Source organism: Pseudomonas sp. LBUM1648 (assembly GCF_059716145.1).
Map to the genome: position 1 here is coordinate 4,114,764 of NZ_CP166808.1, position 22,782 is coordinate 4,137,545.

Annotated in this window: 18 protein-coding genes, 4 tRNA genes and 2 pseudogenes; 8 read left to right on the forward strand and 16 right to left on the reverse strand. The window is 57.9% G+C overall.

What is annotated here, in order from left to right; all coding sequences use genetic code 11:
- The first annotated feature begins 68 nt into the window (after positions 1–68).
- From ACA043_RS18655 to ACA043_RS18665, 3 genes are all read left to right on the forward strand, one after another.
- The gene (locus ACA043_RS18655) at positions 69–1,178 is read left to right on the forward strand and encodes a 2-aminoethylphosphonate--pyruvate transaminase (RefSeq protein WP_497614710.1); all 1,110 of its coding nucleotides are present in this window, start codon (positions 69–71) and stop codon (positions 1,176–1,178) included.
- A gap of 53 nt (positions 1,179–1,231) precedes the next feature.
- Positions 1,232–2,059 carry a phosphonoacetaldehyde hydrolase gene (gene phnX, locus ACA043_RS18660; protein ID WP_187680475.1) on the forward strand — a complete coding sequence of 276 codons (828 nt, stop codon included), beginning with the start codon at positions 1,232–1,234 and terminating at the stop codon, positions 2,057–2,059.
- A 186-nt stretch (positions 2,060–2,245) separates the two neighbouring features.
- Entirely contained in the window at positions 2,246–2,800 is a 555-nt protein-coding gene (locus ACA043_RS18665) for a cytochrome b (protein WP_497614712.1), read from the forward strand.
- Positions 2,801–2,934: 134 nt separating this feature from the next.
- Here ACA043_RS18665 and ACA043_RS18670 read toward each other — a convergent pair whose 3' ends face one another.
- Complete coding sequence (locus ACA043_RS18670) at positions 2,935–3,840, reverse strand: 1-aminocyclopropane-1-carboxylate deaminase/D-cysteine desulfhydrase (RefSeq protein WP_497657645.1); 906 nt, start codon at positions 3,838–3,840, stop codon at positions 2,935–2,937.
- Between the two features lie 140 nt (positions 3,841–3,980).
- Positions 3,981–6,020 carry a 2,4-dienoyl-CoA reductase FMN-binding domain-containing protein gene (locus tag ACA043_RS18675; protein ID WP_497614716.1) on the reverse strand — a complete coding sequence of 680 codons (2,040 nt, stop codon included), beginning with the start codon at positions 6,018–6,020 and terminating at the stop codon, positions 3,981–3,983.
- 206 nt (positions 6,021–6,226) lie between these two features.
- On the opposite strand from ACA043_RS18675, the gene ACA043_RS18680 reads away from it, so the two are divergent.
- Together ACA043_RS18680 and ACA043_RS18685 are read left to right on the forward strand one after the other, a co-directional pair.
- Entirely contained in the window at positions 6,227–7,354 is a 1,128-nt protein-coding gene (locus ACA043_RS18680) for a carbon-nitrogen hydrolase family protein (protein WP_489880303.1), read from the forward strand.
- 3 nt (positions 7,355–7,357) lie between these two features.
- On the forward strand, positions 7,358–8,398 hold the full coding sequence (locus ACA043_RS18685; protein ID WP_187680479.1) for an AraC family transcriptional regulator: 1,041 nt from the start codon (positions 7,358–7,360) through the stop codon (positions 8,396–8,398).
- Positions 8,399–8,736: 338 nt separating this feature from the next.
- Here the strand turns inward: ACA043_RS18685 and ACA043_RS18690 are convergent, their stop codons facing one another.
- Positions 8,737–9,579 carry a DUF2242 domain-containing protein gene (locus ACA043_RS18690; RefSeq protein WP_497657646.1) on the reverse strand — a complete coding sequence of 281 codons (843 nt, stop codon included), beginning with the start codon at positions 9,577–9,579 and terminating at the stop codon, positions 8,737–8,739.
- 92 nt (positions 9,580–9,671) lie between these two features.
- Positions 9,672–10,031 (reverse strand): annotated as a pseudogene (locus ACA043_RS18695) (LysR substrate-binding domain-containing protein); the annotation flags it as partial.
- A 3-nt stretch (positions 10,032–10,034) separates the two neighbouring features.
- On the opposite strand from ACA043_RS18695, the pseudogene ACA043_RS18700 reads away from it, so the two are divergent.
- Positions 10,035–10,473: pseudogene (locus tag ACA043_RS18700) on the forward strand (MFS transporter); the annotation flags it as partial.
- A gap of 166 nt (positions 10,474–10,639) precedes the next feature.
- Here the strand turns inward: ACA043_RS18700 and ACA043_RS18705 are convergent.
- From ACA043_RS18705 to ACA043_RS18750, 10 genes are all read right to left on the reverse strand, one after another.
- Positions 10,640–12,511 carry a SurA N-terminal domain-containing protein gene (locus tag ACA043_RS18705; RefSeq protein WP_497657647.1) on the reverse strand — a complete coding sequence of 624 codons (1,872 nt, stop codon included), beginning with the start codon at positions 12,509–12,511 and terminating at the stop codon, positions 10,640–10,642.
- Between the two features lie 226 nt (positions 12,512–12,737).
- Entirely contained in the window at positions 12,738–13,010 is a 273-nt protein-coding gene (locus tag ACA043_RS18710; protein WP_003183171.1) for an HU family DNA-binding protein, read from the reverse strand.
- A 148-nt stretch (positions 13,011–13,158) separates the two neighbouring features.
- A complete protein-coding gene (lon, locus tag ACA043_RS18715) occupies positions 13,159–15,555 on the reverse strand; it encodes an endopeptidase La (RefSeq protein WP_187680484.1) in 2,397 nt (798 codons plus the stop codon).
- A 163-nt stretch (positions 15,556–15,718) separates the two neighbouring features.
- Complete coding sequence (gene clpX, locus ACA043_RS18720) at positions 15,719–17,002, reverse strand: ATP-dependent Clp protease ATP-binding subunit ClpX (RefSeq protein ID WP_016775335.1); 1,284 nt, start codon at positions 17,000–17,002, stop codon at positions 15,719–15,721.
- A 112-nt stretch (positions 17,003–17,114) separates the two neighbouring features.
- Positions 17,115–17,750, reverse strand: a complete 636-nt coding sequence (gene clpP / locus ACA043_RS18725) for an ATP-dependent Clp endopeptidase proteolytic subunit ClpP (RefSeq protein ID WP_007951559.1) — start codon at positions 17,748–17,750, stop codon at positions 17,115–17,117.
- 92 nt (positions 17,751–17,842) lie between these two features.
- A complete protein-coding gene (gene tig, locus ACA043_RS18730; RefSeq protein WP_187680485.1) occupies positions 17,843–19,153 on the reverse strand; it encodes a trigger factor in 1,311 nt (436 codons plus the stop codon).
- 323 nt (positions 19,154–19,476) lie between these two features.
- Positions 19,477–19,552 (reverse strand) — tRNA-His (locus ACA043_RS18735).
- A 76-nt stretch (positions 19,553–19,628) separates the two neighbouring features.
- Positions 19,629–19,713, reverse strand: a tRNA-Leu gene (locus ACA043_RS18740).
- A gap of 57 nt (positions 19,714–19,770) precedes the next feature.
- Positions 19,771–19,846: transfer RNA gene (locus ACA043_RS18745), tRNA-His, on the reverse strand.
- Between the two features lie 32 nt (positions 19,847–19,878).
- Positions 19,879–19,955, reverse strand: a tRNA-Arg gene (locus ACA043_RS18750).
- A 275-nt stretch (positions 19,956–20,230) separates the two neighbouring features.
- Between ACA043_RS18750 and folD the strand changes: the two genes are divergently transcribed.
- Positions 20,231–21,085, forward strand: a complete 855-nt coding sequence (folD, locus tag ACA043_RS18755; RefSeq protein WP_401272093.1) for a bifunctional methylenetetrahydrofolate dehydrogenase/methenyltetrahydrofolate cyclohydrolase FolD — start codon at positions 20,231–20,233, stop codon at positions 21,083–21,085.
- 230 nt (positions 21,086–21,315) lie between these two features.
- Positions 21,316–22,254 carry a D-alanyl-D-alanine endopeptidase gene (gene pbpG / locus ACA043_RS18760; RefSeq protein WP_187680487.1) on the forward strand — a complete coding sequence of 313 codons (939 nt, stop codon included), beginning with the start codon at positions 21,316–21,318 and terminating at the stop codon, positions 22,252–22,254.
- A 52-nt stretch (positions 22,255–22,306) separates the two neighbouring features.
- Here pbpG and ACA043_RS18765 read toward each other — a convergent pair whose 3' ends face one another.
- Together ACA043_RS18765 and ACA043_RS18770 are read right to left on the reverse strand one after the other, a co-directional pair.
- Positions 22,307–22,510, reverse strand: a complete 204-nt coding sequence (locus tag ACA043_RS18765) for a hypothetical protein (RefSeq protein WP_305438702.1) — start codon at positions 22,508–22,510, stop codon at positions 22,307–22,309.
- A gap of 12 nt (positions 22,511–22,522) precedes the next feature.
- Complete coding sequence (locus ACA043_RS18770; protein ID WP_305438703.1) at positions 22,523–22,729, reverse strand: DUF6021 family protein; 207 nt, start codon at positions 22,727–22,729, stop codon at positions 22,523–22,525.
- Positions 22,730–22,782 lie beyond the last annotated feature (53 nt).

Here is a 22,782-nt window from a genome sequence, read left to right on the forward strand (position 1 = left end):
TGATGCAACGGCGAATTGCAACGTATGCCCCGTAGCTTCATCCCACAGCGCTTTCCGAGGACACACGAATGAGTATTGCCGAACCCATCCTGCTCACTCCCGGCCCGTTGACCACTTCGGCCCGCACCCGCCAGGCGATGATGGTCGACTGGGGGTCATGGGATGACCGCTTCAACCAACTGACCGCCAGCCTCTGCGAGCAATTGCTGGCGATCCTCAACGGCGCCGCCACTCACCATTGCGTGCCGTTGCAGGGCAGTGGAACCTTTGCGGTCGAAGCGGCCATCGGCACTCTCGTACCCCGCGACGGCAAGGTGCTGGTGCTGATCAACGGTGCCTACGGCAAGCGTCTGGCGAAAATCTGCGAAGTGCTCGGCCGTTCGTTCAGCACTTTCGAAACCGCTGAAGATGAACCGACTACTGCTGCCGACGTTGATCGTCTGCTGCGCGCCGACAGTGATATCACCCACGTCGCGCTGATCCACTGCGAAACCAGCACCGGCATCCTCAATCCGTTGCCGGAAATTGCCCAGGTTATCGAGCAACACGGCAAACGCCTGATCATCGATGCCATGAGTTCCTTCGGTGCCTTGCCGGTGGATGCGCAGCAAGTGCCTTTCGACGCACTGATCGCAGCGTCTGGCAAATGCCTGGAAGGTGTGCCGGGGATGGGTTTTGTCTTCGCTCGTAAAGAGTCGTTGGCCGCTGCCGCCGGTAATTCGCAGTCGCTGGCGATGGATCTGTTCGACCAGCACACCTACATGCAGAAGACCGGCCAGTGGCGCTTCACCCCGCCGACCCACGTGGTCGCGGCGCTGCACGAAGCCTTGCTGCAATACAACGAAGAAGGTGGGCTGCCGGCGCGGCATGCGCGCTACGCCGCCAACTGTCAGGCGCTGATGGAAGAGATGGCCAAACTCGGTTTGCGCAGCTTCCTACCGGCAGCGATTCAGGCGCCGATCATCGCCACGTTCCACGCGCCGACCGATCCTCGTTATCAGTTCAAGGACTTCTACGAACGGGTCAAGGCCAAGGGTTACATCCTCTACCCCGGCAAACTGACCCAGGTCGAAACTTTCCGCGTCGGCTGCATCGGCCACGTCAGCCCGGCGCAGATGCGCGAAGCGGTCGCGGCGGTAGGTGAAGTGCTGCGCGAGATGGAAGTCCTCGAAATCTGATTCACCACAAATCCCACATTTTGAATTGCATTGCCAACTCAGGAATTTTCGCCATGAACTACACCAATCCAACCAAACTGCAAGCCGCCATCCTCGACTGGGCCGGCACCGTGGTCGATTTCGGTTCTTTCGCCCCGACGCAGATCTTCGTCGAAGCGTTCGCCGAGTTCGACGTCCAGGTCTCCATCGAAGAAGCCCGTGGGCCGATGGGTATGGGCAAGTGGGATCACATCCGCACCCTGTGCGATCAGCCGCAGGTCGCCGAGCGGTATCGCAAGGTGTTCGGCCGCACCCCGACCGACGATGACGTCACCGCGATCTACAACCGTTTCATGCCGTTGCAGATCGAGAAGATCGCCGAACACTCGGCGCTGATTCCCGGCGCCCTGGAAACCATCGCCAATCTGCGCCAGCAAGGGATCAAGATCGGCTCCTGCTCCGGCTACCCGAAACCGGTGATGGATAAAGTCGTGGAACTGGCCGCCACCAATGGCTACGTCGCCGACCACGTGGTCGCCACCGACGAAGTGCCAAATGGCCGCCCATGGCCGGCCCAGGCACTGGCCAACGTGATCGCGCTGGGCATTGATGATGTCGGCGCTTGCGTGAAGATCGACGACACCGTACCGGGCATTCTTGAGGGCCGTCGCGCCGGAATGTGGACAGTGGCACTGATCTGCTCGGGCAACGCGCTGGGTCTGGACTACGAGGGTTTCCGCGCATTAGGCAGCGATGAACTGGCCAGCGAACGCAAGCGCATCCACGCGCTGTTCGAAAGCTCGCGCCCGCATTACATGATCGACACCATCACTGATCTGCCGGAAGTGATTGCCGACATCAATAAGCGTCTGGCCAATGGTGAGATGCCGCAGTCGAGCTGATCTACCCCGCGCCGTATGAAAAAACGCCCCTGTCTTAGCGACAGGGGCGTTTTTTTGGCTGCACCTTGATTCAGCGCATTGAAAGACCGATCAGCCTCAGGCAAATCCGTCAAAGCGGATTACAGTTAAAACATGCCGTCGCCCAAGAACGGCCCGTTTCGACCCTGATCTGTGAGGAAACACCGTATGCCGTGGACAAGTTCCGAATCTCGCTACAGCACCGTATCGGTCCTGCTGCACTGGTTGATGCTGGTGTTGTTGGTGCTGGTCTACGCCAGCATGGAATTTCGTGGTCTGTTCCCCAAGGGCAGTGGCGGACGCACGCTGATCAAAGAAGCCCATTACATGCTGGGCCTGACTGTGTTCGTGCTGGTGTGGTTTCGCCTGCTGGCCCGCAGCGTCGGCGCGGCACCAAAAATCTTCCCGGCTTCGCCGCAATGGCAAACCCTGCTGGCGCGTTTGATGCACTGGGCGTTGTACTTGTTCATGATCGGCATGCCGATTCTCGGCTGGTTGATCACCAGCGCCGAGGGGCATCAGGTGATGTTCTATGGTTTCGATCTGCCACTGCTGGTAAGCGAGGACAAGGCGTTCGCCAAACAGGTTGAAGGCTGGCATGTGTTGATCGCCACGGCAGGTTACTGGCTGATCGGGCTGCATGCGCTGGCGGGGATTTATCACCATTACGTGGTGAGGGATAACACGTTGCTACGGATGATGCCAAAACGGGCGGATCGCTGATTGTCCGGAATGGAAACGCCATCGTGGTGAGGGGATTTATCCCCGACGGGTTGCGAAGCAACCCCATCAAGCCGCGGGACTGCCAAGCAGTCCATCGGGGATAAATCCCCTCGCCACAGGGTGCTCGCTTCTACTCAGGAATTACGGTTGAAGCCTCGGCGTCCTTGGAGTCCGCCGGTATGCACGAAGATCAGTCGCGTGCCGCTGGCAAACCGGCCCGCTTCGACCTGCTGCTTGAGCGCCAGTAACGCCTTGCCGGTGTACAACGGCTCCAGCGGCACACCACTGAGCTGTTCGGTCTGTTCGATGAAGCCAAGCAATTGCGCATCGACCTTGGCGAAACCGCCTCGGCTGGCGTCGAGCAACTGGTAATCCGCTGTGGCCAAGCCTGCCTCGCGAACGATCGCCTCGACGTGTGGCGCGACCCCGTGATCGTCAGGCACGGCCAACGCGCCGTACACCGGACGCTTGCCGGCCTCGACCAGCGCCAGCCCAGCCAACGTCGTTCCCGTGCCGCAAGCCAGCCACCAACCGTGGTAATCGATCCAGCCCAGATCGCTCAACTGCGCATCGACCTGAACCTTCAGTGCTGCGCAGCCCAGTGCTCCAGGCAATCCCCCACCGCCCTCCGGCACCGCATGCAGCGTCGGATATTGCGCCTGCCACGGCAGCCAGAAACCCGGTTCATGCCGCGCCCGATAGCCGCCATAACCCAGCCAATGCAGCTGCATGCCGAATGCTTGCAGATCCTTCACCGTCGGCGTTTCCTGCGGATGGCCGCGCAACAGCCCCACGGTTTTGAACCCCAGACGCTTGCCCGCCGCGGCCAAGGCATGCAGATGATTGGAATGCGCCCCGCCGAGGCTGATGATGCCGTCGGCGCCTGCGTGGTCGGCGGCTTTGAGGTGTTCGACGAGTTTGAACCACTTGTTGCCGCTGATCAGTGGGTCGATCTGATCGAGGCGCAGGATCGCGACTTCGATGCCGGCGGTGGTGAGCCAGTCGAGTTGAAGAAGGTTGAGAGGGGCTTGGGGAAACATAAGCACGGCATGATCTGAAAAAGACCACAGTCTACCAGCCAACAAAAACCCTTTAGGAGCTGCCACAGGCTGCGAGCTTGATCGTTCCCACGCGGAGCGTGGGAACGATCAACGATCAATCACAGTGGAGATGTGTGGTTTTAGAGTTCGGCGGCCAGACGCGAACCCTGATTGATCGCGCGCTTGGCATCCAGCTCCGCCGCCACGTCGGCACCGCCGATCAGGTGCACGTTCTGCCCGGCGGCCACCAGCCCGTCATGCAGTTCACGCAGCGGATCCTGCCCCGCGCAGATGACGATGTTGTCCACCGCCAGCAGCTGTGGCTCGCCGCTTTCGCCGATGCGGATATGCAGGCCTTCATCGTCGATGCTCAGGTATTCGACGCTGTTGAGCATCTGCACCTGCTTGTTCTTCAGCCCCGTGCGGTGAATCCAGCCGGTGGTCTTGCCCAGGCCATCGCCCACTTTGGTTTTCTTGCGCTGCAACAGGAACACTTCACGGGCCGGCGCATGCGGCGCTGGTTTGATCCCGGCCACACCACCACGGGCCTCAAGATGAGTGTCAATGCCCCACTCTTTCCAGAACGCGGCACGATCCAGACTGGTGGCCACGCCTTCATGCACAAGGAATTCCGACACGTCGAAACCGATACCGCCGGCACCGATCACCGCCACACGCTTGCCCACCGGTTTGCGCTCGAGGATCACATCCAGGTAGCTCAACACCTTGGCATTCTCGACGCCCGGAATCGCCGGCACACGCGGCGCAATGCCAGTGGCGAGGATGATCTCGTCGTAACCACCCTCAACCAGTTTGGCCACATCGACGCGGGTGTTCAGGCACACCTCGACGTGGGTGGTCTGCAACTTGCGCTTGAAGTAGCGCAGGGTCTCGAAAAACTCTTCCTTGCCCGGTACGCGCTTGGCGATGTTGAACTGGCCACCGATCTCGCTGGCCGAATCGAACAGTGTCACTTGATGCCCGCGCTCGGCGGCCACGGTGGCAGCGGACAACCCGGCAGGCCCGGCGCCGACCACGGCGATTTTCTTGATCTGCTGCACCGGCAGATAATTGAGCTCGGTTTCGTGGCAGGCACGCGGGTTGACCAGGCAACTGGTGAGCTTGCCGCCGAAGGTGTGATCGAGACACGCCTGGTTGCAACCGATGCAGGTGTTGATTTCATCGGCACGCCCTTCGGCAGCCTTGTTGACGAAGTCGGGGTCGGCAAGGAACGGCCGCGCCATCGAGACCATATCGGCATCGCCTTCAGCGAGAATCTGCTCGGCGATTTCCGGCGTGTTGATACGGTTGGTGGTGATCAGCGGAATGCTCACCGAGCCGCGCAGCTTGGCCGTAACCTTGCTGAATGCCGCACGCGGCACCTTGGTGGCGATGGTCGGGATCCGCGCTTCATGCCAGCCGATGCCGGTGTTGATGATGGTCGCACCGGCCTGCTCGATGGCTTTGGCCAGGATGACGATTTCTTCCCAAGTACTGCCACCCTCGACCAGATCGAGCATCGACAGACGGAAGATGATGATGAAATTCGGCCCGACCGCTTCCCGGACGCGACGCACGATTTCTACCGGCAGGCGCATACGGTTTTCGTAGCTGCCACCCCAACGGTCGGTCCGGTGGTTGGTGTGCGCGGCGAGGAACTGGTTAATGAAATACCCTTCCGAGCCCATGATCTCGACGCCGTCGTACTCGGCGGTTTGTGCCAGTACCGAGCAAGTGACGAAATCGCTGATCTGCTTCTCGATGCCTTCCTCGTCCAGCTCTTTGGGCTTGAACGGGTTGATCGGCGCCTGAATCGCGCTCGGCGCTACCTGTTTCGGACTGTAGGCATAACGGCCGGCGTGAAGGATCTGCATGCAGATCTTGCCGCCCGCCTCGTGCACCGCGCGGGTGACGATGCGGTGTTTGAGCGCTTCTTCCTCGGTGGTCAGCTTTGCCGCGCCGGAATACACACCGCCCTCGTCGTTCGGGCCGATCCCGCCGGTGACCATCAGGCCGACGCCGCCTCGGGCACGTTCGGCGAAGTACGCCGCCATGCGCTCGAAACCGCCCGGTTTCTCTTCCAGGCCAGTGTGCATCGAACCCATCAGGGTACGGTTGCGCAGCGTGGTGAATCCCAGGTCCAGCGGGGCCAGCAGGTGCGGGTAATGAGCGGCGGTCATCGGTAACTCCACAACGAGCAATCACGGAAATTGCGGGAGCTCTGTGTCCCCCGTCAGTCATGTTCGACAGACTAAGAGTCGCACCGCTGTCACTCAATGACCGTAACTGACAAGTTAATGATCAAAATGCGCAGCGCCCCTTGGCAAGCGCGGACAGGCGCCCTACCCTAGTCGCCACACCCTGTACCCGGTTGTTGTTGGTTTTCATGCGCAAACTTCTGTACCTGTTTTTCTCCATGGCCATCGTGGCCGCCCTGACCACCTACGCCATGTGGGCGGCGGATCGGCCCGCCGGGCATTATCTGTCGGATCTGCGCATCAAACTCGCGGTCGATGAGGGTACGCCCGGCGACCGTGGCAATCTGCTCGGCATCCAGCCCGAACTGTTTCCCACCGACTATCAAAGCTCAGAGCGCTTGCACCGAAAACTCGCCGCGTATTTGCAGCAAGCACAGGATCAGGGCTTGTTGAATGACAAGACCGTGGTGGTGTTGCCGGAACATGTCGGCACCTGGCTGATGATCAGCGGCGAAAAAGACGAGCTGTACCAGGCCCCGACCCTCGTCGAGGCGATGAACTGGATGGCCGCCAGCAATCCATTATTGTTCGCTCGCGCCTGGCTTGGCGCCAAAGGTAGCGATCGGCTGAACGACGCCCATCTGCGCATGAAATCGCGCGCCATGGCCAAGGATTACCAGGCGCTGTTCGGCGGTCTGGCCAAGGAATTCCATGTGACGCTGGTGGCCGGCTCCATCGTGTTGCCCGAGCCGAGCATCCGCGACGGCCAGCTCAAACCCGGCAGCGGTGCGCTCTACAACAGCAGCGTGGTCTTCGGTCGCGACGGTGCGCCGCTCGGCCAGCCGCAGCGGCAAATGCACCCGATCTTCGATCAACGTGAGGTCATTCAGGCCAGTGAACAGACAATCAACGTCGTCGACACCCCGGCCGGACGCCTCGGCGTGCTGATCGGCAGTGACAGCTGGTATCCGGACAACTACCGCAAACTCGACGAGCAAGGCGCGCAATTGATCGCGGTACCGGCGCAAGTGTTCGGACATGGCGCGTGGGATAAGCCGTGGCGTGGCTACAAGGGTTCGAGTACACCGAGCTCAGTCAGCCTCAAACCCGGTGAAGTCAGCGAAGGCCAGGCCTGGCATCGCCTGACCTTGACCGCGCAACCACCCAGCAGCCGCGCAATTGCCGGTATGAGCGTGTTCCTGCGCGGCCAGTTCTGGGACAAATCCAGTTCCGGGCAGAGCTTTCTCAGCAGCAACGGCCAGCAGTTCGCCGACGGCGACGCCCGTGGCGCACGCTTGCTGAATATCTGGTTGTAAGTGATGAAGCCGCTGCCGATGCGCCTCGGGGATCTGTCGGTGGGTTTCGTCCATAGCCTCGCCGATGCCGTCCGCAGCCATGGCGCCGATCCCCAGCCGTTACTGGAGCAGTACGGTCTGGATGCCGCTCGCTTGGCCGAGGCCGGGGCCCGGTTGTCGATTCCGCGTTATATGCGTTTGGGGCACAGTGCGATTCAACTCACGGAAGATCCGGCACTGGGCCTGCGCATGGGTCAGCTCAGCCGTTTGAGCCAGGCCGGATTGGCCGGCGTCACCGCATCGCAGGCGCCCACCGTGCGTGAGGCGGCACGTTGTTTGATTCGCTTCGAGCCGCTGTACGGCTCCAACTATCGCGGCCAGTCGAGCTTTCACGAAGACGCCAATGGCGCCTGGCTGCGCTTCTATTCGATCAGCCCGTACAACGCCTATAACCGCTTTGTAGTGGATTCGATCATCGCTGGATGGCTGCAGCAATTATCCAGCGTCAACCGCGAACCGCTGCGCGCCGAACGCATCGAAATCGAGTTCGAAGAGCCGGATTATCGTGAAGCCTACAACGCATTGGGAGATGGCCCGATCCAGTTCGGTGCCGAGCGCAACCAGTTGCGTTTGAGCCTGAATAGCCTCGCCCAGCGCAACCCGGAGCATTGCCCAAGCACGTGGAAGCATTTGATCGGGTTGTGTGAGCGGGAGCTGGAACAACTGACCCGCACCCGCAGCCTGCGCGAACGGATTACGCAATTGCTTGGGCCGTTGCTTAATGGCGGCCGGGAACCCGACCTGGAAGAAGTGGCGGCGCGCCTGAAGCTGCCGACGTGGACCTTGCGGCGCAAACTGGCCGAGGAAGGCACGCAGTTTCGCGCGATCCTCAATGACACTCGGCGTGATCTGGCGATGACCTACATTCGCGACACCGAACTGGCGTTCGGCGAAATCGCCTACCTGCTGGGCTTTGCCTCAGCCGAAGCATTCCAGCGCGCATTCAAACGCTGGAGCGGTCAGACACCCGGCGAGTTCCGCCGTAGTCATCGCAAAACTGCTTGAGGTTTTAAAGCTCGGTGGCGTCTTCTGCCGGCTCAGGCGAGTCGAGTTCATAAGCCTGGAATTCGAGCAGTTCTTCTTGATAGTCATCCATTGTGTAATCCCCCTACTGCTCTCTTCGATAATGTCCCGAGCATAACGTGCCCGTGTGAAGGAAAAATGAAACACGGCCTTCATGAATAAAACGTAGCAGGCGGTCAGGAATTTATCGCGGGGATTTTGTCAGGGGAATGTAACGACATTTCACCTGTAGGAGCTGCCGAAGACTGCGATCTTTTGATTTTTTTAAGATCAAGATCAAAAGATCGCAGCCTGCGTCAGCTCCTACAGGGAGCAGCGGTTTACTGGCCGGAGGATGGCATCGCCGGAATCGGCTCGGACGGCGGCGGAATGTCCGTCGGATTGGCCGGTGGCGTGATGGTTTCTGTGGCCGGCGCAGGGTCTGCACTCGGCGCCGGTGTGATCGGCGTGGAATCCGCTGGCGGCGCAACAGGCTCTGAACTGACCGGTGCGGTCTCAACAGGTGCAGGTGCGGTCACCGCTGGTGCGGGTGCCGGAGCGGGCTCCGCCGATGGAACCAAAGGCGCTGGAGCCGCTTTCGGCTCAGGCACGCCGAGATCGGTCTTCGGCTTCTCTTCGATATGCGCCGCTTTCTTCGTTTCTGCCGGCAGGAACTGCTCGACCAGCGTAAAGAAGCGCTCATAGAACTTTTGTGCCGTCACCGTCTCGCTGGCGACCTTGACCATCGAATCGTCCGAGGAACCGATCGGCATCGACACCGAACCCAGCACACCGACACCCAGGCTGGCCGAGTTGTTGGTCTTCTTCAGAGCGTAACGATCCTGCAGGGCGTTGGCGAACATCGTGGCATGGTGCCCGGCAGTGCCGTCATCTGCACAGACCACGTTGAAGCTGATCTCCATGTGGGTATCGCCGGTTTGCTGGAAGCTCTTGTGGCCGCTGACCAGTTTCGGATCGCTGCTGGTGATGATGTAACCCTGGCTGAGCAAAGCACGACGGGCCGCTTCACAGCTGACCGAGTCGGTCACTGGATAATTGCGCGAAAACGTACCGGAGTCATCGAAGTTCTCATGCTCATACATCGGCTTGTCTTTCGAACAGCCGGCAACAGCAGTCAACAACAGCGCCAACCCGACAACACGCAGGGGAGTGAAAATCAACATTGAACATCCTGAGAGAAAACAGTCCAGGGCGTATTGTGCAACAGATCGCGGCCCCGCGGCGTATGGATTAGTGTCTTAAAACGGTTACAACTCTAACGACTCTCGATTGCGGGAAAAAGTCGCGTCGATAAATGATCAATGAACACCCGCAATTTCGCAGTCGCGTGGCGGCTCGACGGCCACAGAATCCAGAACTGCCCGGTGTGTTCCAGATACCGATCCAGCACCCTTTGCAGGTGCCCTGCGGCGACTGCCTCATGGGTCATGAAGTCCGGCAGGCAAGCGATTCCCATCCCGGCCAACGCCGCGTGGTTAACGGCCTCAATGGATGTGCTGACCAGTCGCACCGGCAATATTGGCTCAGCCGCAGACACCTCTCGACGCAGGGGCCACGGCTCCATTTTGCCGGTGGCATGGAAGGTGTGGCGCAGACACGCGTGAGCCGCTAGATCCGTATCGATCAAGTACTGCTGGTATACGGCGTGGCCTCGGTGCTGAGCCTGTGGAGTCGGCAGCTTGATTGATCGCTGGCTGCGCGAACGGGTGCTGATCAGCGCACTGCTGTTCATCCTCTCGGCCATTGCACTCGGCCTGTGGCGCGAATTGCCGAGCGTGGTCTACCTCGCCACCGCTGTGTGGGGGTTGGCATTTGGTGCCATGCCATCGTTGCTGCAAACAGCCTCGGCGAAAACTGCAAAAAACGCCGCCGATACCGCGCAGTCGATGTTGGTTACTTTGTGGAATGTCGGCATTGCAGGGGGTGGGTTGGCAGGAGGTCTGATGTTGGGCAGCGTGGGCGTCGAGCACTTTCCGTGGATCGTCGCGGCGTTGCTGGTTTCGACCTTGTATGCGGCCATCAATGCGAGAGCACATAGATTTCCGCGCGCGGGATAGTACCGATTGATGAGCGACGCTATAACGACTGGCGCCTTCCAGCTGTGGATCAAGTGCTTCTGATAGAGATTGGTCGGCAGACAGGTCGCCATCGCTGGCAAGTAAGCTCCCACAAAAAAGCCCCGGCTGATCGGCCGGGGCTCTTGTTTCGCAACTCAATCAAACATCAAAAACGCTTGATCTCTGCCTGAGCTTCCAACTGCTTGCGATACGCCGCAAAGTCCTGCTGACCTTCACGCGACGCGAGGAAGCGACGGTACTGCGCCTTCTCTTCATCAGTCGGCGCAGCCGCTTCGTTGACGCCGTTCAGACGCACGATCATCAGACTGCCATCGGGCAGAGTAACGCTGCTGAACGTTGGCTTGTCCTTGGCAGCCGGCTTCGGCATGCGGAACAACGCTTGCAGCACCGCAGGATCAACACCTTCCTGACCACGGGTGGCCGCTTCGGTGGTTTTCCAGTTCTGACCGTCAACCGCCTTGTCCAATGGAGCCTTGCCATCGCGCAGATCAGCGATCAGCTTATCGGCCTTGGTCTTGGCAGCAGCGCTCGCGTGCTCTTTGGTCAGTTGGGTGCGGATAGCCGCACTCACACTTTCCAGAGGCAATTGCGCAGGCTTCAAGTGATCCTTGGCGCGCAGGACGACCACCGTTTCCGGATCCAGCTCGATGGCGGTGCTGTTGGCGCCCTCATCGATCACTTCAGTGCTGAACGCAGCAGTAACCACGGCACGGTTGGCCGCAACACCTTCGCCACCTTCACGGCCAAACGGCTTGGAAGTGTGCACTGTCAGTTTCAGATCCGCCGCTGGCTGTGCCAGGTCGGACGCCTCGAACGCAGAGTCTTCCAGTTGCTTGGTCGCCTCGACGAAACGCTGCTCGACCTGCGCGGCTTTCAGCTCGCGGGTCAGCTTGTCTTTCAGGCTGGCCAGGGTCGGTACTTCAGGTGCTTCAACACCCAGCAGTTTGATCAAGTGGTAACCGAAATCGGTGCGAACCGGCTCGGAAACCTGATCTTTAGCCAACGAGTACAGGGCTTTTTCGAAGGCCGGATCGTAAACGCCAGGACCTGCATAACCAAGGTCACCGCCAGTGTTGGCCGAACCCGGATCCTGCGAGAACTCTTTGGCCAGCGCTTCGAATTTCTCGCCCTTGGCCAGACGCGCCTGGACTTCTTCGATCTTCGCCTTGGCCTGAGCCTCGGTGGTCTTGTCGTTCACTTCGATCAGAATGTGCGCCGCGCGACGCTGTTCCGACAGGTTGGCGATCTCTTTCTGATACGCCGCTTGCAGGTCTTCGTCCTTGACGGCTACCTGATCAAAGAACGAAGCCTTCTTCAGCTCGATGTAATCGATGACCACTTGATCCGGGGTCATGAATTCCTTGGCGTGCTCGTCGTAGTAAGCCTTGACCTCATCGTCGGTCAGCTTGACCGCGGCCGGATCAGCCTTGACGTTAAGGGTCGCGAAATCGCGGGTCTGTTTTTCCAGACGGGCGAATGCCAGCACTTCGGCGTCGGTGACGAAACCGCTGCCCGCCACACCGGCACGGACTTGGCCGATCAGCATTTCCTGAGCCAGCATCTGGCGGAATTGCATACGGCTGTAACCCAGTTGACGGATCACCTGGTCGAAACGCTCGGAGCTGAACTTGCCATCAACCTGGAATTCAGGCGTCTGCAGGATCACTTGATCCAGTGCACCTTCGGAGAAAGCGAATTTCGCTTGTTCGGCACCTTGCAGCAACAACTTGCGGTCGATCAGACCCTTGAGGGCAGATTCGCGGAGCATTTTTTCATCGAGCAACGAAGCGTCGAAATCCTTGCCCAGCTGTTGCATCAGCTGACGTCGTTGCATATCAACGGCCTGGCTGAGCTCGTTCTGACTGATGTCTTCACCGTTGACCGTGGCCGCATTCTGGCTGTTGGTCGTAGCCTGGAAAATGGCTTCGATACCCGTGAACGCCATCAATACAACGATGATCCCGATAATGGTCTTGGCAATCCAGCCTTGTGAATTGTCCCTGATATTCTGCAGCATGCGTCCCCCAGAAACGGTTGAACTTCAAAATTAGGCAACCGTGGAGCGTGGGTAGAATCCGGATAGAAGAAAGGCGCATCCGAGGATGCGCCTTCTCGTAACTGGCGGAGCGGACAGGGCTCGAACCCTCGATCCCGGCGTTACAGATGTCTATTCAAGCCACCTGCTCTACCGCTCCGCTGCCAAGTCAGGCATTACCCCGACCCGGATGGGTAAAAACTGAAACTTAGTTAACGGCTTCTTTCAGTGCTTTACCGGCTTTGAAACCTGGCTTTTTGGCAGCCGGGATTTCCAGAGTCTTGCCGGTCTGAGGGTTACGACCGGTACGAGCCGGACGATCAGTCACGGAGAAAGTACCGAAACCAACCAGAACAACGGAGTCGCCAGCCTTGAGAGCGCCAGTGACGGATTCGATTACAGCGTCCAGCGCACGGCCAGCAGCAGCTTTCGGGATATCAGCGGATGCAGCGATAGCATCAATCAGTTCCGACTTGTTCACTCTAAGTCCCCTTATATCTATTTTGAGATGATTCTAAGTTTTTTGGTGAAAGCAAAAACGAGTGCTGAATGGCCTACAGACACTTAAGAGCCGCTTTATAACAAGGGCTCTAAAAAGCTGTCAAGGAAGCCACCCAGTCAAAAACGTATTAATGCGTGCTAATTCTTTCCTTAGAGTCAGACTCACGTTTTTCGTCCTTGGCAACTATCTCCGGAGCCACATCCGGCAAGGGCTCCGGCGCGTATTGCAGCGCAATTTGCAGGACCTCGTCAATCCATTTAACCGGTTTAATCTGCAGATCCTGCTTGATATTGTCAGGAATCTCCTTCAGATCGCGCACGTTCTCTTCCGGAATAATCACAATCTTGATTCCGCCGCGGTGTGCCGCCAACAGTTTTTCCTTCAGACCGCCAATGGCCAGCACCTGACCACGCAGGGTGATTTCGCCAGTCATGGCGACATCGGCGCGCACCGGGATCCCGGTCAACGCCGACACCAACGCCGTGCACATGCCTACACCGGCGCTAGGACCGTCTTTCGGGGTAGCCCCTTCCGGCATGTGGATGTGCGTGTCGCGCTTCTCGTGGAAGTCCAGAGGAATGCCCAAACTCTTCGCGCGGCTGCGCACCACGGTCAGAGCTGCAGTAATCGATTCGACCATGACGTCGCCCAGCGAACCCGTCTTGATCAACTGACCTTTACCCGGAACAACTGCCGCTTCAATGGTCAGCAATTCGCCGCCAACCTGAGTCCAGGCAAGGCCGGTGACCTGACCGATCTGATCCTGTTGCTCAGCCAGGCCGTAGCGAAACTTCCGCACGCCGAGGAAGTGCTCCAGCAATTCAGCTGTCACTTTCACCGAGAAACGTTTTTCCAGCGCATGCTCTTTCACTGCCTTACGGCAGACCTTGGCAATCTGACGCTCGAGGCCACGCACGCCGGCTTCGCGGGTGTAGTAACGAATGATGTCGCGGATCGCTTCCGCGTCGAATTCCAGCTCGCCTTTCTTCAGACCATTGGCTGCGATCTGTTTTGGCGACAGGTATTTGACCGCGATGTTGATCTTCTCGTCTTCGGTGTAGCCCGGCAGACGGATCACTTCCATCCGGTCGAGCAGCGCCGGCGGGATATTCATCGAGTTCGAAGTGCACAGGAACATCACATCCGACAGGTCGTAATCGACTTCCAGATAGTGATCGTTGAAGTTGTGGTTCTGCTCGGGATCGAGCACTTCCAGCAATGCCGACGCCGGATCGCCACGCATATCGCTGCCCATTTTGTCGATTTCATCGAGCAGGAACAGCGGGTTGCGTACACCCACTTTTGTCATCTTTTGAATCAATCTTCCCGGCATCGAACCGATGTAAGTCCGGCGGTGACCGCGAATTTCCGCTTCATCACGCACACCACCAAGGGCCATGCGCACGAATTTGCGGTTAGTGGCGTGGGCAATCGACTCCGCCAGCGAGGTTTTACCCACACCTGGAGGACCGACCAGGCACAACACCGGGCCACGGATTTTTTTCACGCGTTTTTGCACGGCGAGGTATTCAAGGATGCGCTCCTTGACCTCTTCGAGACCGTAGTGATCGGCATCGAGAATGTCTTCTGCGCGCGCCAGATCCAGACGCACCTTGCTCTGGGCCTTCCACGGCACCTGCACCAGCCAGTCGATGTACGAGCGCACCACGGTGGCCTCGGCGGACATCGGCGACATTTGCTTGAGCTTGTTCAACTCGGCAGTGGCCTTGGCCAGCGCATCTTTCGGCAGACCGGCAGCGTCGATACGCTTTTTCAGATCTTCGATTTCATTGTGGCCTTCGTCGCTGTCGCCGAGCTCTTTCTGAATGGCCTTCATCTGCTCGTTCAGGTAGTACTCGCGCTGACTGCGTTCCATCTGCTTTTTGACGCGACCACGAATGCGCTTTTCGACTTGCAGCAGATCGATTTCGGCGTCGAGCAACGCCAAAACGTGCTCGACCCGGGCCGACAAATCGATGATTTCGAGGATTTCCTGCTTCTGCTCGATCTTTAGCGCCATGTGTGCGGCCATGGTATCGACCAGGCGACCCGGCTCATCGATGCTGTTGAGCGACGACAGGACTTCAGCCGGGACTTTCTTGCCCAACTGCACATATTGTTCGAATTGCGACAGCAGCGTGCGCACGAACACTTCGGATTCGCGCTCGGCAGCGTCGACTTCTTCGATCAGCGACACTTCGGCGCGGCAGTGGCCGTCGACTTCGCTGAAGCGCTCAACGGTACCGCGCTGCTCACCCTCGACCAGCACCTTGACGGTGCCGTCAGGCAGCTTGAGCAGCTGTAGAACAGTGGCGATGGTACCTACGCGATAGAGAGCGTCTTCACCGGGATCATCATCAGCCGGGTTTCTCTGGGCCAACAGCAGGATCTGCTTGTCGCCCGTCATCGCTGCCTCGAGGGCTTCGATGGATTTCTCGCGCCCCACGAACAGCGGGATAACCATGTGCGGATAAACCACGACATCACGCAATGGCAGGAGAGGCAATTCGATGGTTGTCTTCATGATTTCGCCTCTACGGCGGCCATATGGCCGTAATCAGATGGAATTAAGCTTGAAACCAAGATGGGGGCTGCCTTGAAAAAAAACAAGCGCAAAGCAGATGTAAAAAACGACATAAAAAAAAAGAGGCCCGAAGGCCCCTTCTTTATTCCGGCAGAGTGGACGCTTAAGCGTCCGGCGCTGCCTTGGCTGTCGGCTCACTGTTCTCGTAGATATACAGTGGCTTGGACTTGCCTTCGATCACACTTTCATCGATCACGACTTTGCTCACCTCGGACTGCGAGGGGATTTCATACATCGTGTCGAGCAGTACACCTTCGAGAATCGAGCGCAGACCACGGGCACCGGTTTTACGTTCCAGGGCACGCTTGGCGACCGATTTCAGCGCGTCGGAACGGAATTCCAGATCCACGCCTTCCATCTCGAACAGCTTCGCATACTGTTTGGTCAGAGCATTTTTCGGCTCGGTGAGAATCTGCATCAGCGCAGCCTCATCCAGCTCGTCCAGCGTCGCGAGGACCGGCAGACGACCGACGAACTCCGGGATCAGACCGAACTTGACCAGATCGTCAGGCTCGACTTCACGCAGGGATTCACCGACTTTCTTGCCCTCTTCCTTGCTACGTACTTCTGCGTTGAAACCGATGCCACCCTTGGTGGAACGGTTCTGGATGACCTTCTCGAGACCCGAGAACGCACCACCGCAGATGAACAGGATGTTACGGGTGTCGACCTGCAGGAATTCCTGCTGCGGATGCTTGCGGCCACCTTGCGGCGGTACGGAAGCGACCGTGCCTTCGATCAACTTGAGCAAGGCCTGCTGCACGCCTTCACCGGATACATCGCGGGTGATCGACGGGTTGTCGGACTTGCGGGAAATCTTGTCGATTTCGTCGATGTAGACAATACCCATCTGGGCTTTCTCTACGTCGTAATCGCACTTCTGCAGCAGTTTCTGAATGATGTTCTCGACATCTTCACCCACGTAACCGGCCTCGGTGAGGGTGGTTGCGTCGGCGATGGTGAACGGAACGTTCAGCAGGCGGGCCAGTGTTTCGGCCAGCAGGGTTTTACCGGAGCCTGTCGGGCCGATCAGCAGGATGTTGCTCTTGCCGAGTTCGACGTCGTCAGCCTTTTTGTCACGCTGGTTAAGGCGCTTGTAGTGGTTGTACACCGCTACGGCCAAAACCTTTTTCGCACGCTCCTGACCAATTACGTATTGGTCAAGGATGCCGCTGATTTCTTTAGGCGAAGGCAATTTATGCGCGCTGCTTTCGGCCTGGGCTTCCTGCACCTCCTCGCGGATGATGTCATTGCACAGGTCGACGCACTCGTCGCAGATAAAGACCGAGGGGCCGGCAATCAATTTGCGCACTTCATGCTGGCTTTTGCCACAGAAGGAGCAATAGAGCAGCTTGCCGTTGTCCTCGCCGTTGCGGGTGTCAGTCATTCGTTCGATCCAAATCCGATAGGCTTGCAACACAAGATGAAGGCTATTGCGGGCTTTTTCAAGCCCGCCGCTGATCAGACGCGCCGACCAAGCCTATTTTGAGCTGCTTATTTTAAGCTGGGCGCTGGTTGATGACTTCGTCGATCAAGCCATATTCCTTCGCAGCTTCTGCACTCATGAAGTTATCGCGGTTGGTATCGCGCTCGATTTCTTCCAGAGTGCGACCGCTGTGCTTGGCCATCAGCGTGTTCAGGCGCTCGCGAATGAAGAGGATTTCCTTGGCATGGATTTCGATATCCGACGCCTGGCCCTGGAACCCGCCCAGTGGCTGGTGAATCATCACACGCGAGTTCGGCAGGCAGAAACGCTTGCCTGGAGCACCTGCGGTCAGCAGGAAAGCGCCCATGCTGCAGGCCTGGCCGATGCAGGTGGTCGATACGTTGGGTTTGATGAACTGCATGGTGTCGTAGATCGACATGCCCGCTGTCACCGAACCGCCCGGGGAGTTGATATAGAGATGGATGTCCTTGTCCGGGTTTTCCGCTTCAAGGAACAGCAGTTGCGCGCAGATCAGGTTGGCCATGTAGTCCTCTACCGGACCAACCAGAAAGATCACTCGCTCCTTGAGCAGGCGCGAGTAGATGTCATAGGCGCGTTCGCCACGAGCAGATTGCTCGACAACCATCGGAACCAGGCCGCCTGCGGCCTGGATATCAGAGTTCTGCTGAATATACGAATTACGGAACATGCTCTGCAGTCACTCCCAAATAGTTATGTCTTGAATACGCATAAGCCAGCTCGAGAGCTGGCTTATGTGAGCACTTCTTAACGCAAAAACAATCAGTCGGCTTGTGGAGCTTCTACCGGCTTGACCGCTTCTTCGTAAGAGACCGATTTGTCGGTCACGCTAGCTTTCTGCAGAACAGTATCCACAACTTGTTCTTCCAGCACAACCGAACGAACTTCGTTCAGTTGCTGGTCGTTCTTGTAGTACCAGGACACAACCTGCTCAGGCTCTTGGTAAGCCGAAGCCATTTCCTGAATCATTTCACGAACGCGGGCTTCGTCCGGCTTGAGGTCGAACTGCTTGACCACTTCAGCCACGATCAGACCCAGCACTACGCGGCGCTTGGCTTGCTCTTCGAACAGCTCGGCCGGCAGTTGGTCAGGCTTGATGTTGCCACCGAACTGCTGAACAGCCTGCACGCGCAGACGGTCAACTTCGTTGGACAGCAGAGCCTTAGGCACTTCGATCGGGTTGGTGGCCAGCAGACCGTCCATTACCTGATTCTTGACCTTGGATTTGATCGCCTGACGCAGTTCACGCTCCATGTTCTTGCGAACTTCGGTGCGGAAACCGTCGATGCCGCTTTCCTTGATGCCGAATTGAGCGAAGAACTCTTCGTTCAGCTCTGGCAGTTTTGGCTCGGAAACGGTGTTTACAGTCACGGTGAACTCGGCGGTTTTGCCAGCCAGGTCCAGGTTCTGATAGTCCTCAGGGAAGGTCAGGTTCAGAACGCGCTCTTCGCCAGCTTTAGCGCCTACCAGGCCTTCTTCGAAGCCTGGGATCATGCGACCGGAACCCAGAACCAGCTGAGTACCCTTGGCGGAACCGCCAGCGAACACTTCGCCGTCAACCTTGCCAACGAAATCGATGTTCAGCTGGTCTTCGTTCTGGGCAGCGCGATCGGCCACTTCGAAACGGGTGTTCTGCTTGCGCAGGATGTCCAGCATTTTGTCCAGGTCAGCGTCAGCCACTTCAGCGCTCAGGCGCTCAACGGTGATGCCGTCGAAGCCGGCAACGGTGAACTCAGGGAACACTTCGAATACGGCAACGTATTCCAGATCCTTGCCAGCTTCCAGCGACTTGGGCTCGATCGAAGGCGAACCCGCCGGGTTCAGCTTCTGCTCAACCACAGCTTCGTAGAAGGAGGACTGGATAACATCACCAACAGCTTCCTGACGAGCATCAGCACCGAAACGGCGCTTGATTTCGCTCATTGGCACTTTGCCTGGACGGAAGCCAGCAATCTTGGCCTTTTGGGCAGTCTGCTGCAGACGCTTGTTGACCTGAGTCTCGATGCGCTCTGCCGGCACGGTGACGCTCATGCGGCGCTCGAGAGCAGTAGTATTTTCAACAGAAACTTGCATGGATATTCCTCGTTGCACAGACGTTAGCCGGCCGTTTCCGACCCCAGAATCAAGGGCATGCATTCTAGTGGGTCAAACTCAAGAAGTCACCCTACTGAAAACGGGTAAAAAAACAGCAGGCAATTTGAAGGCGGGGACAAACGGTTATAACCCGCCCTGTTCGCAAATACAGCTAATCTCGCCAAGGCTCTGCGCCGACCTCTTCTATATATAGAAGCGCCGCTGCATCACCCTTCCTGCGACCCGAGCCGGCGGTCGCCGAAAATTCGAATCCGTAAAACAAAAAAGGCGCCAGACTGTTAAATCTGGCGCCTTTCGAAATATGGGGTGGACGATGGGGATCGAACCCACGACAACGGGAGTCACAATCCCGTGCTCTACCAACTGAGCTACGCCCACCATATTGCGTAACAAAAAAGCCAAACAACTTCTTTGTTGAACCTCACCAGCCCGAAGACATGAATGAAGCTTTAATTGGTGCGGATGAAGAGACTCGAACTCTTACGCCTCGCGGCGCTGGAACCTAAATCCAGTGTGTCTACCAATTCCACCACATCCGCGGATGAAGCTTTTAAAGCAAAGGCGCCAGACCGTTAAATCTGGCGCCTTTCGAAATATGGGGTGGACGATGGGGATCGAACCCACGACAACGGGAGTCACAATCCCGTGCTCTACCAACTGAGCTACGCCCACCATATCGCGCTACTTGTGCCAAAGCTGCCTAATGGCGCACCCGGCAGGACTCGAACCTGCGACCATCCGCTTAGAAGGCGGATGCTCTATCCAGCTGAGCTACGGGCGCCTTATTAATCTGTACTCTTAAAGGACTACAAACTAAGTGCTTTCCAGCGTCGCAGAACCTTGATTCCGCTTCACCTTCTTAACCAGTGCTAGGCTGTGCCCGACAAGTGCGACGAATAGTATAGAGCGCTCCCAAGGTCGTCAAATCCTTTTTGAAAAAAATTCATTTAATTAAAGGAGTTAGGGGAATTTGCTGACCAAGCGCCTTTGCCCTCACCGCACGACATGCGAGAATGCGTTCTCATTTTTTCCCCTCTCGATGGTTAATCACGCGCAATGACTGCACAACTAATCGACGGCAAATCGATCGCCGCCAGCCTGCGCCAGCAGATCGCCCAACGAGTTGCCGAGCGTCGCCAGCAAGGCCTGCGCACTCCCGGCCTCGCGGTGATCCTGGTCGGCAGCGATCCTGCCTCTCAGGTTTATGTCTCGCACAAGCGTAAAGACTGTGAAGAGGTCGGCTTCCTCTCTCAAGCCTACGACCTGCCCTCTGAAACCACTCAGCAGGCGCTGACCGATCTGATCGATCGTCTCAATGACGATCCGGCAATCGACGGTATCCTGCTTCAACTGCCATTGCCCGAGCACCTGGACGCTTCCAAGCTGCTGGAACGCATCCGCCCGGACAAAGACGTTGACGGTTTCCATCCTTATAACGTCGGCCGTCTGGCCCAGCGGATTCCACTGCTGCGTCCGTGCACCCCAAAAGGCATCATGACCTTGCTGGAAAGCACGGGCGCTGATCTTTATGGCATGGATGCAGTGGTCGTCGGTGCTTCCAACATCGTCGGTCGCCCAATGGCGATGGAGCTGTTGCTGGCCGGCTGCACCGTGACTGTGACCCACCGCTTCACCAAGGATCTGGCTGGCCATGTCGGTCGCGCCGACCTGGTGGTCGTGGCCGCCGGCAAGCCGGGACTGGTCAAGGGCGAGTGGATCAAGGAAGGCGCGATCGTGATCGACGTCGGCATCAACCGTCAGGAAGACGGCAAACTGGTCGGTGACGTCGTGTACGAAACCGCCCTGCCCCGCGCCGGCTGGATCACTCCGGTACCGGGCGGCGTCGGCCCGATGACCCGTGCCTGCCTGCTGGAAAACACCCTTTACGCAGCAGAAACCCTGCACGTCTGATCGGTATTTACGGCAGTACAAGGACCCCGCCTTGCGCGGGGTTTTTCATGCCTGAGAAAAAACACTAACCGTTCGCCGGAAACCCCTCTTTTTACAGGCCTTTTCACGAGATTTTCAGCTCGTTCAAACAACCATCGACAGATCTTCAGCCATACTTCTAGAATGCGACGCTTTGAAGAAATAACCCGTTACAAACTAACGGAATATCCAACCTTTATGAGTTCGCCCGCGTGAAAATTCGTCTTTCGATACTGAGCCTGTTTTTTGCATTTACAGGCACATTCATCACGCCAACGATCAACGCTGCGGAAACCACCGCTGCCCCTCGTGACGCTTCGCAACTGAAGATCGCCTCCGGCAGCGCCCTGCTAATGGATATGCAGACCAATAAAGTCATCTACTCCAGTAACCCTGACGTGATCGTGCCGATCGCTTCCGTCAGTAAACTGATGACTGGCCTGGTCGTGGTTGAAGCGCGACAGAACATGGACGAATGGATCGATGTCGATATCAGTCAAACGCCGGAAATGAAGGGCGTGTTCTCCCGAGTCAAACTGAAGAGTGAACTGCCGCGTCGCGAGATGCTGCTGATCGCACTGATGTCCTCGGAAAACCGCGCGGCCGCCAGCCTCGCGCATCACTATCCGGGTGGCTACGCAGCGTTTATCGCGGCAATGAATGCCAAGGCGAAAGCGCTGGGCATGACCAGCACTCATTTTGTCGAGCCCACCGGCCTGTCACCGCGCAACGTGTCTACCGCCCGCGACTTGAGCAAGTTGCTGGTAGCCGCGCACAAACAACCGCTGCTCACCCAACTGAGCACTACCAAGGAAAAAACCGTGGCGTTTCGCAAACCCAACTACACCTTGGGTTTCCGTAACACCGACCATCTGGTGAACAAGGACAATTGGGACATCAAGATCACCAAGACCGGCTTCACCAATCAGGCCGGGCATTGCCTGGTGCTGGTAACGAGCATGGGCAACCGTCAGGTTGCCCTGGTGATTCTTGATGCATTCGGTAAATACACGCACTTTGCCGATGCCAGCCGTATCCGCAGTTGGGTCGAGACCGGCAAGAGCGCCGCCGTTCCAGCGGTGGCTCAACAGTACAAGGCCGAGAAAAACCTGAAGTCGCGCCAGAGCGGCGTAGTTGAAGCCTCAAAGTAAATAGCAGCACAAAAAAAGCCCCGAGTGATCGGGGCTTTTTGCTTTCTGCGAATCAATCATTAGGCAATGGCATTTGGTCATCGTCGGGAATGCCATCGCCCTTACTCGGATCTGGCGCAAGCCCTGGCGCCACCAACGGCCGGGCCATTGGATCGCGCAATGGACTGTCCGGATCCAGCACCGGATCCACGCCCTCTTCAGGCGTAGTCGGCACGCTGTCCGGCTTTTGGTCATCGAAGCTTGAATCGGTACTCATACGCACCTCGCATCAAGGTTTCAGATCGGCTAACGGATCATAGGGTTTGGCCGGTTTTTGGTCGTCCTCGCCTGGCTTCACATCTTTCGGCGCCTTGGCGGGACCGATCGGGTCGACTTGCGGATCGGCGACATCCGGCGAATCCGGATCAAATCCCAGATCATCACCTGAGGAATGCTCGGAAGAATGCGGGCCTTGAGGGGATGGAGAATCTGTCATGTCGCCTCCTGATTTGCCCGCGAATTACGGGCTATAACCGTGAGAGGCCTGCC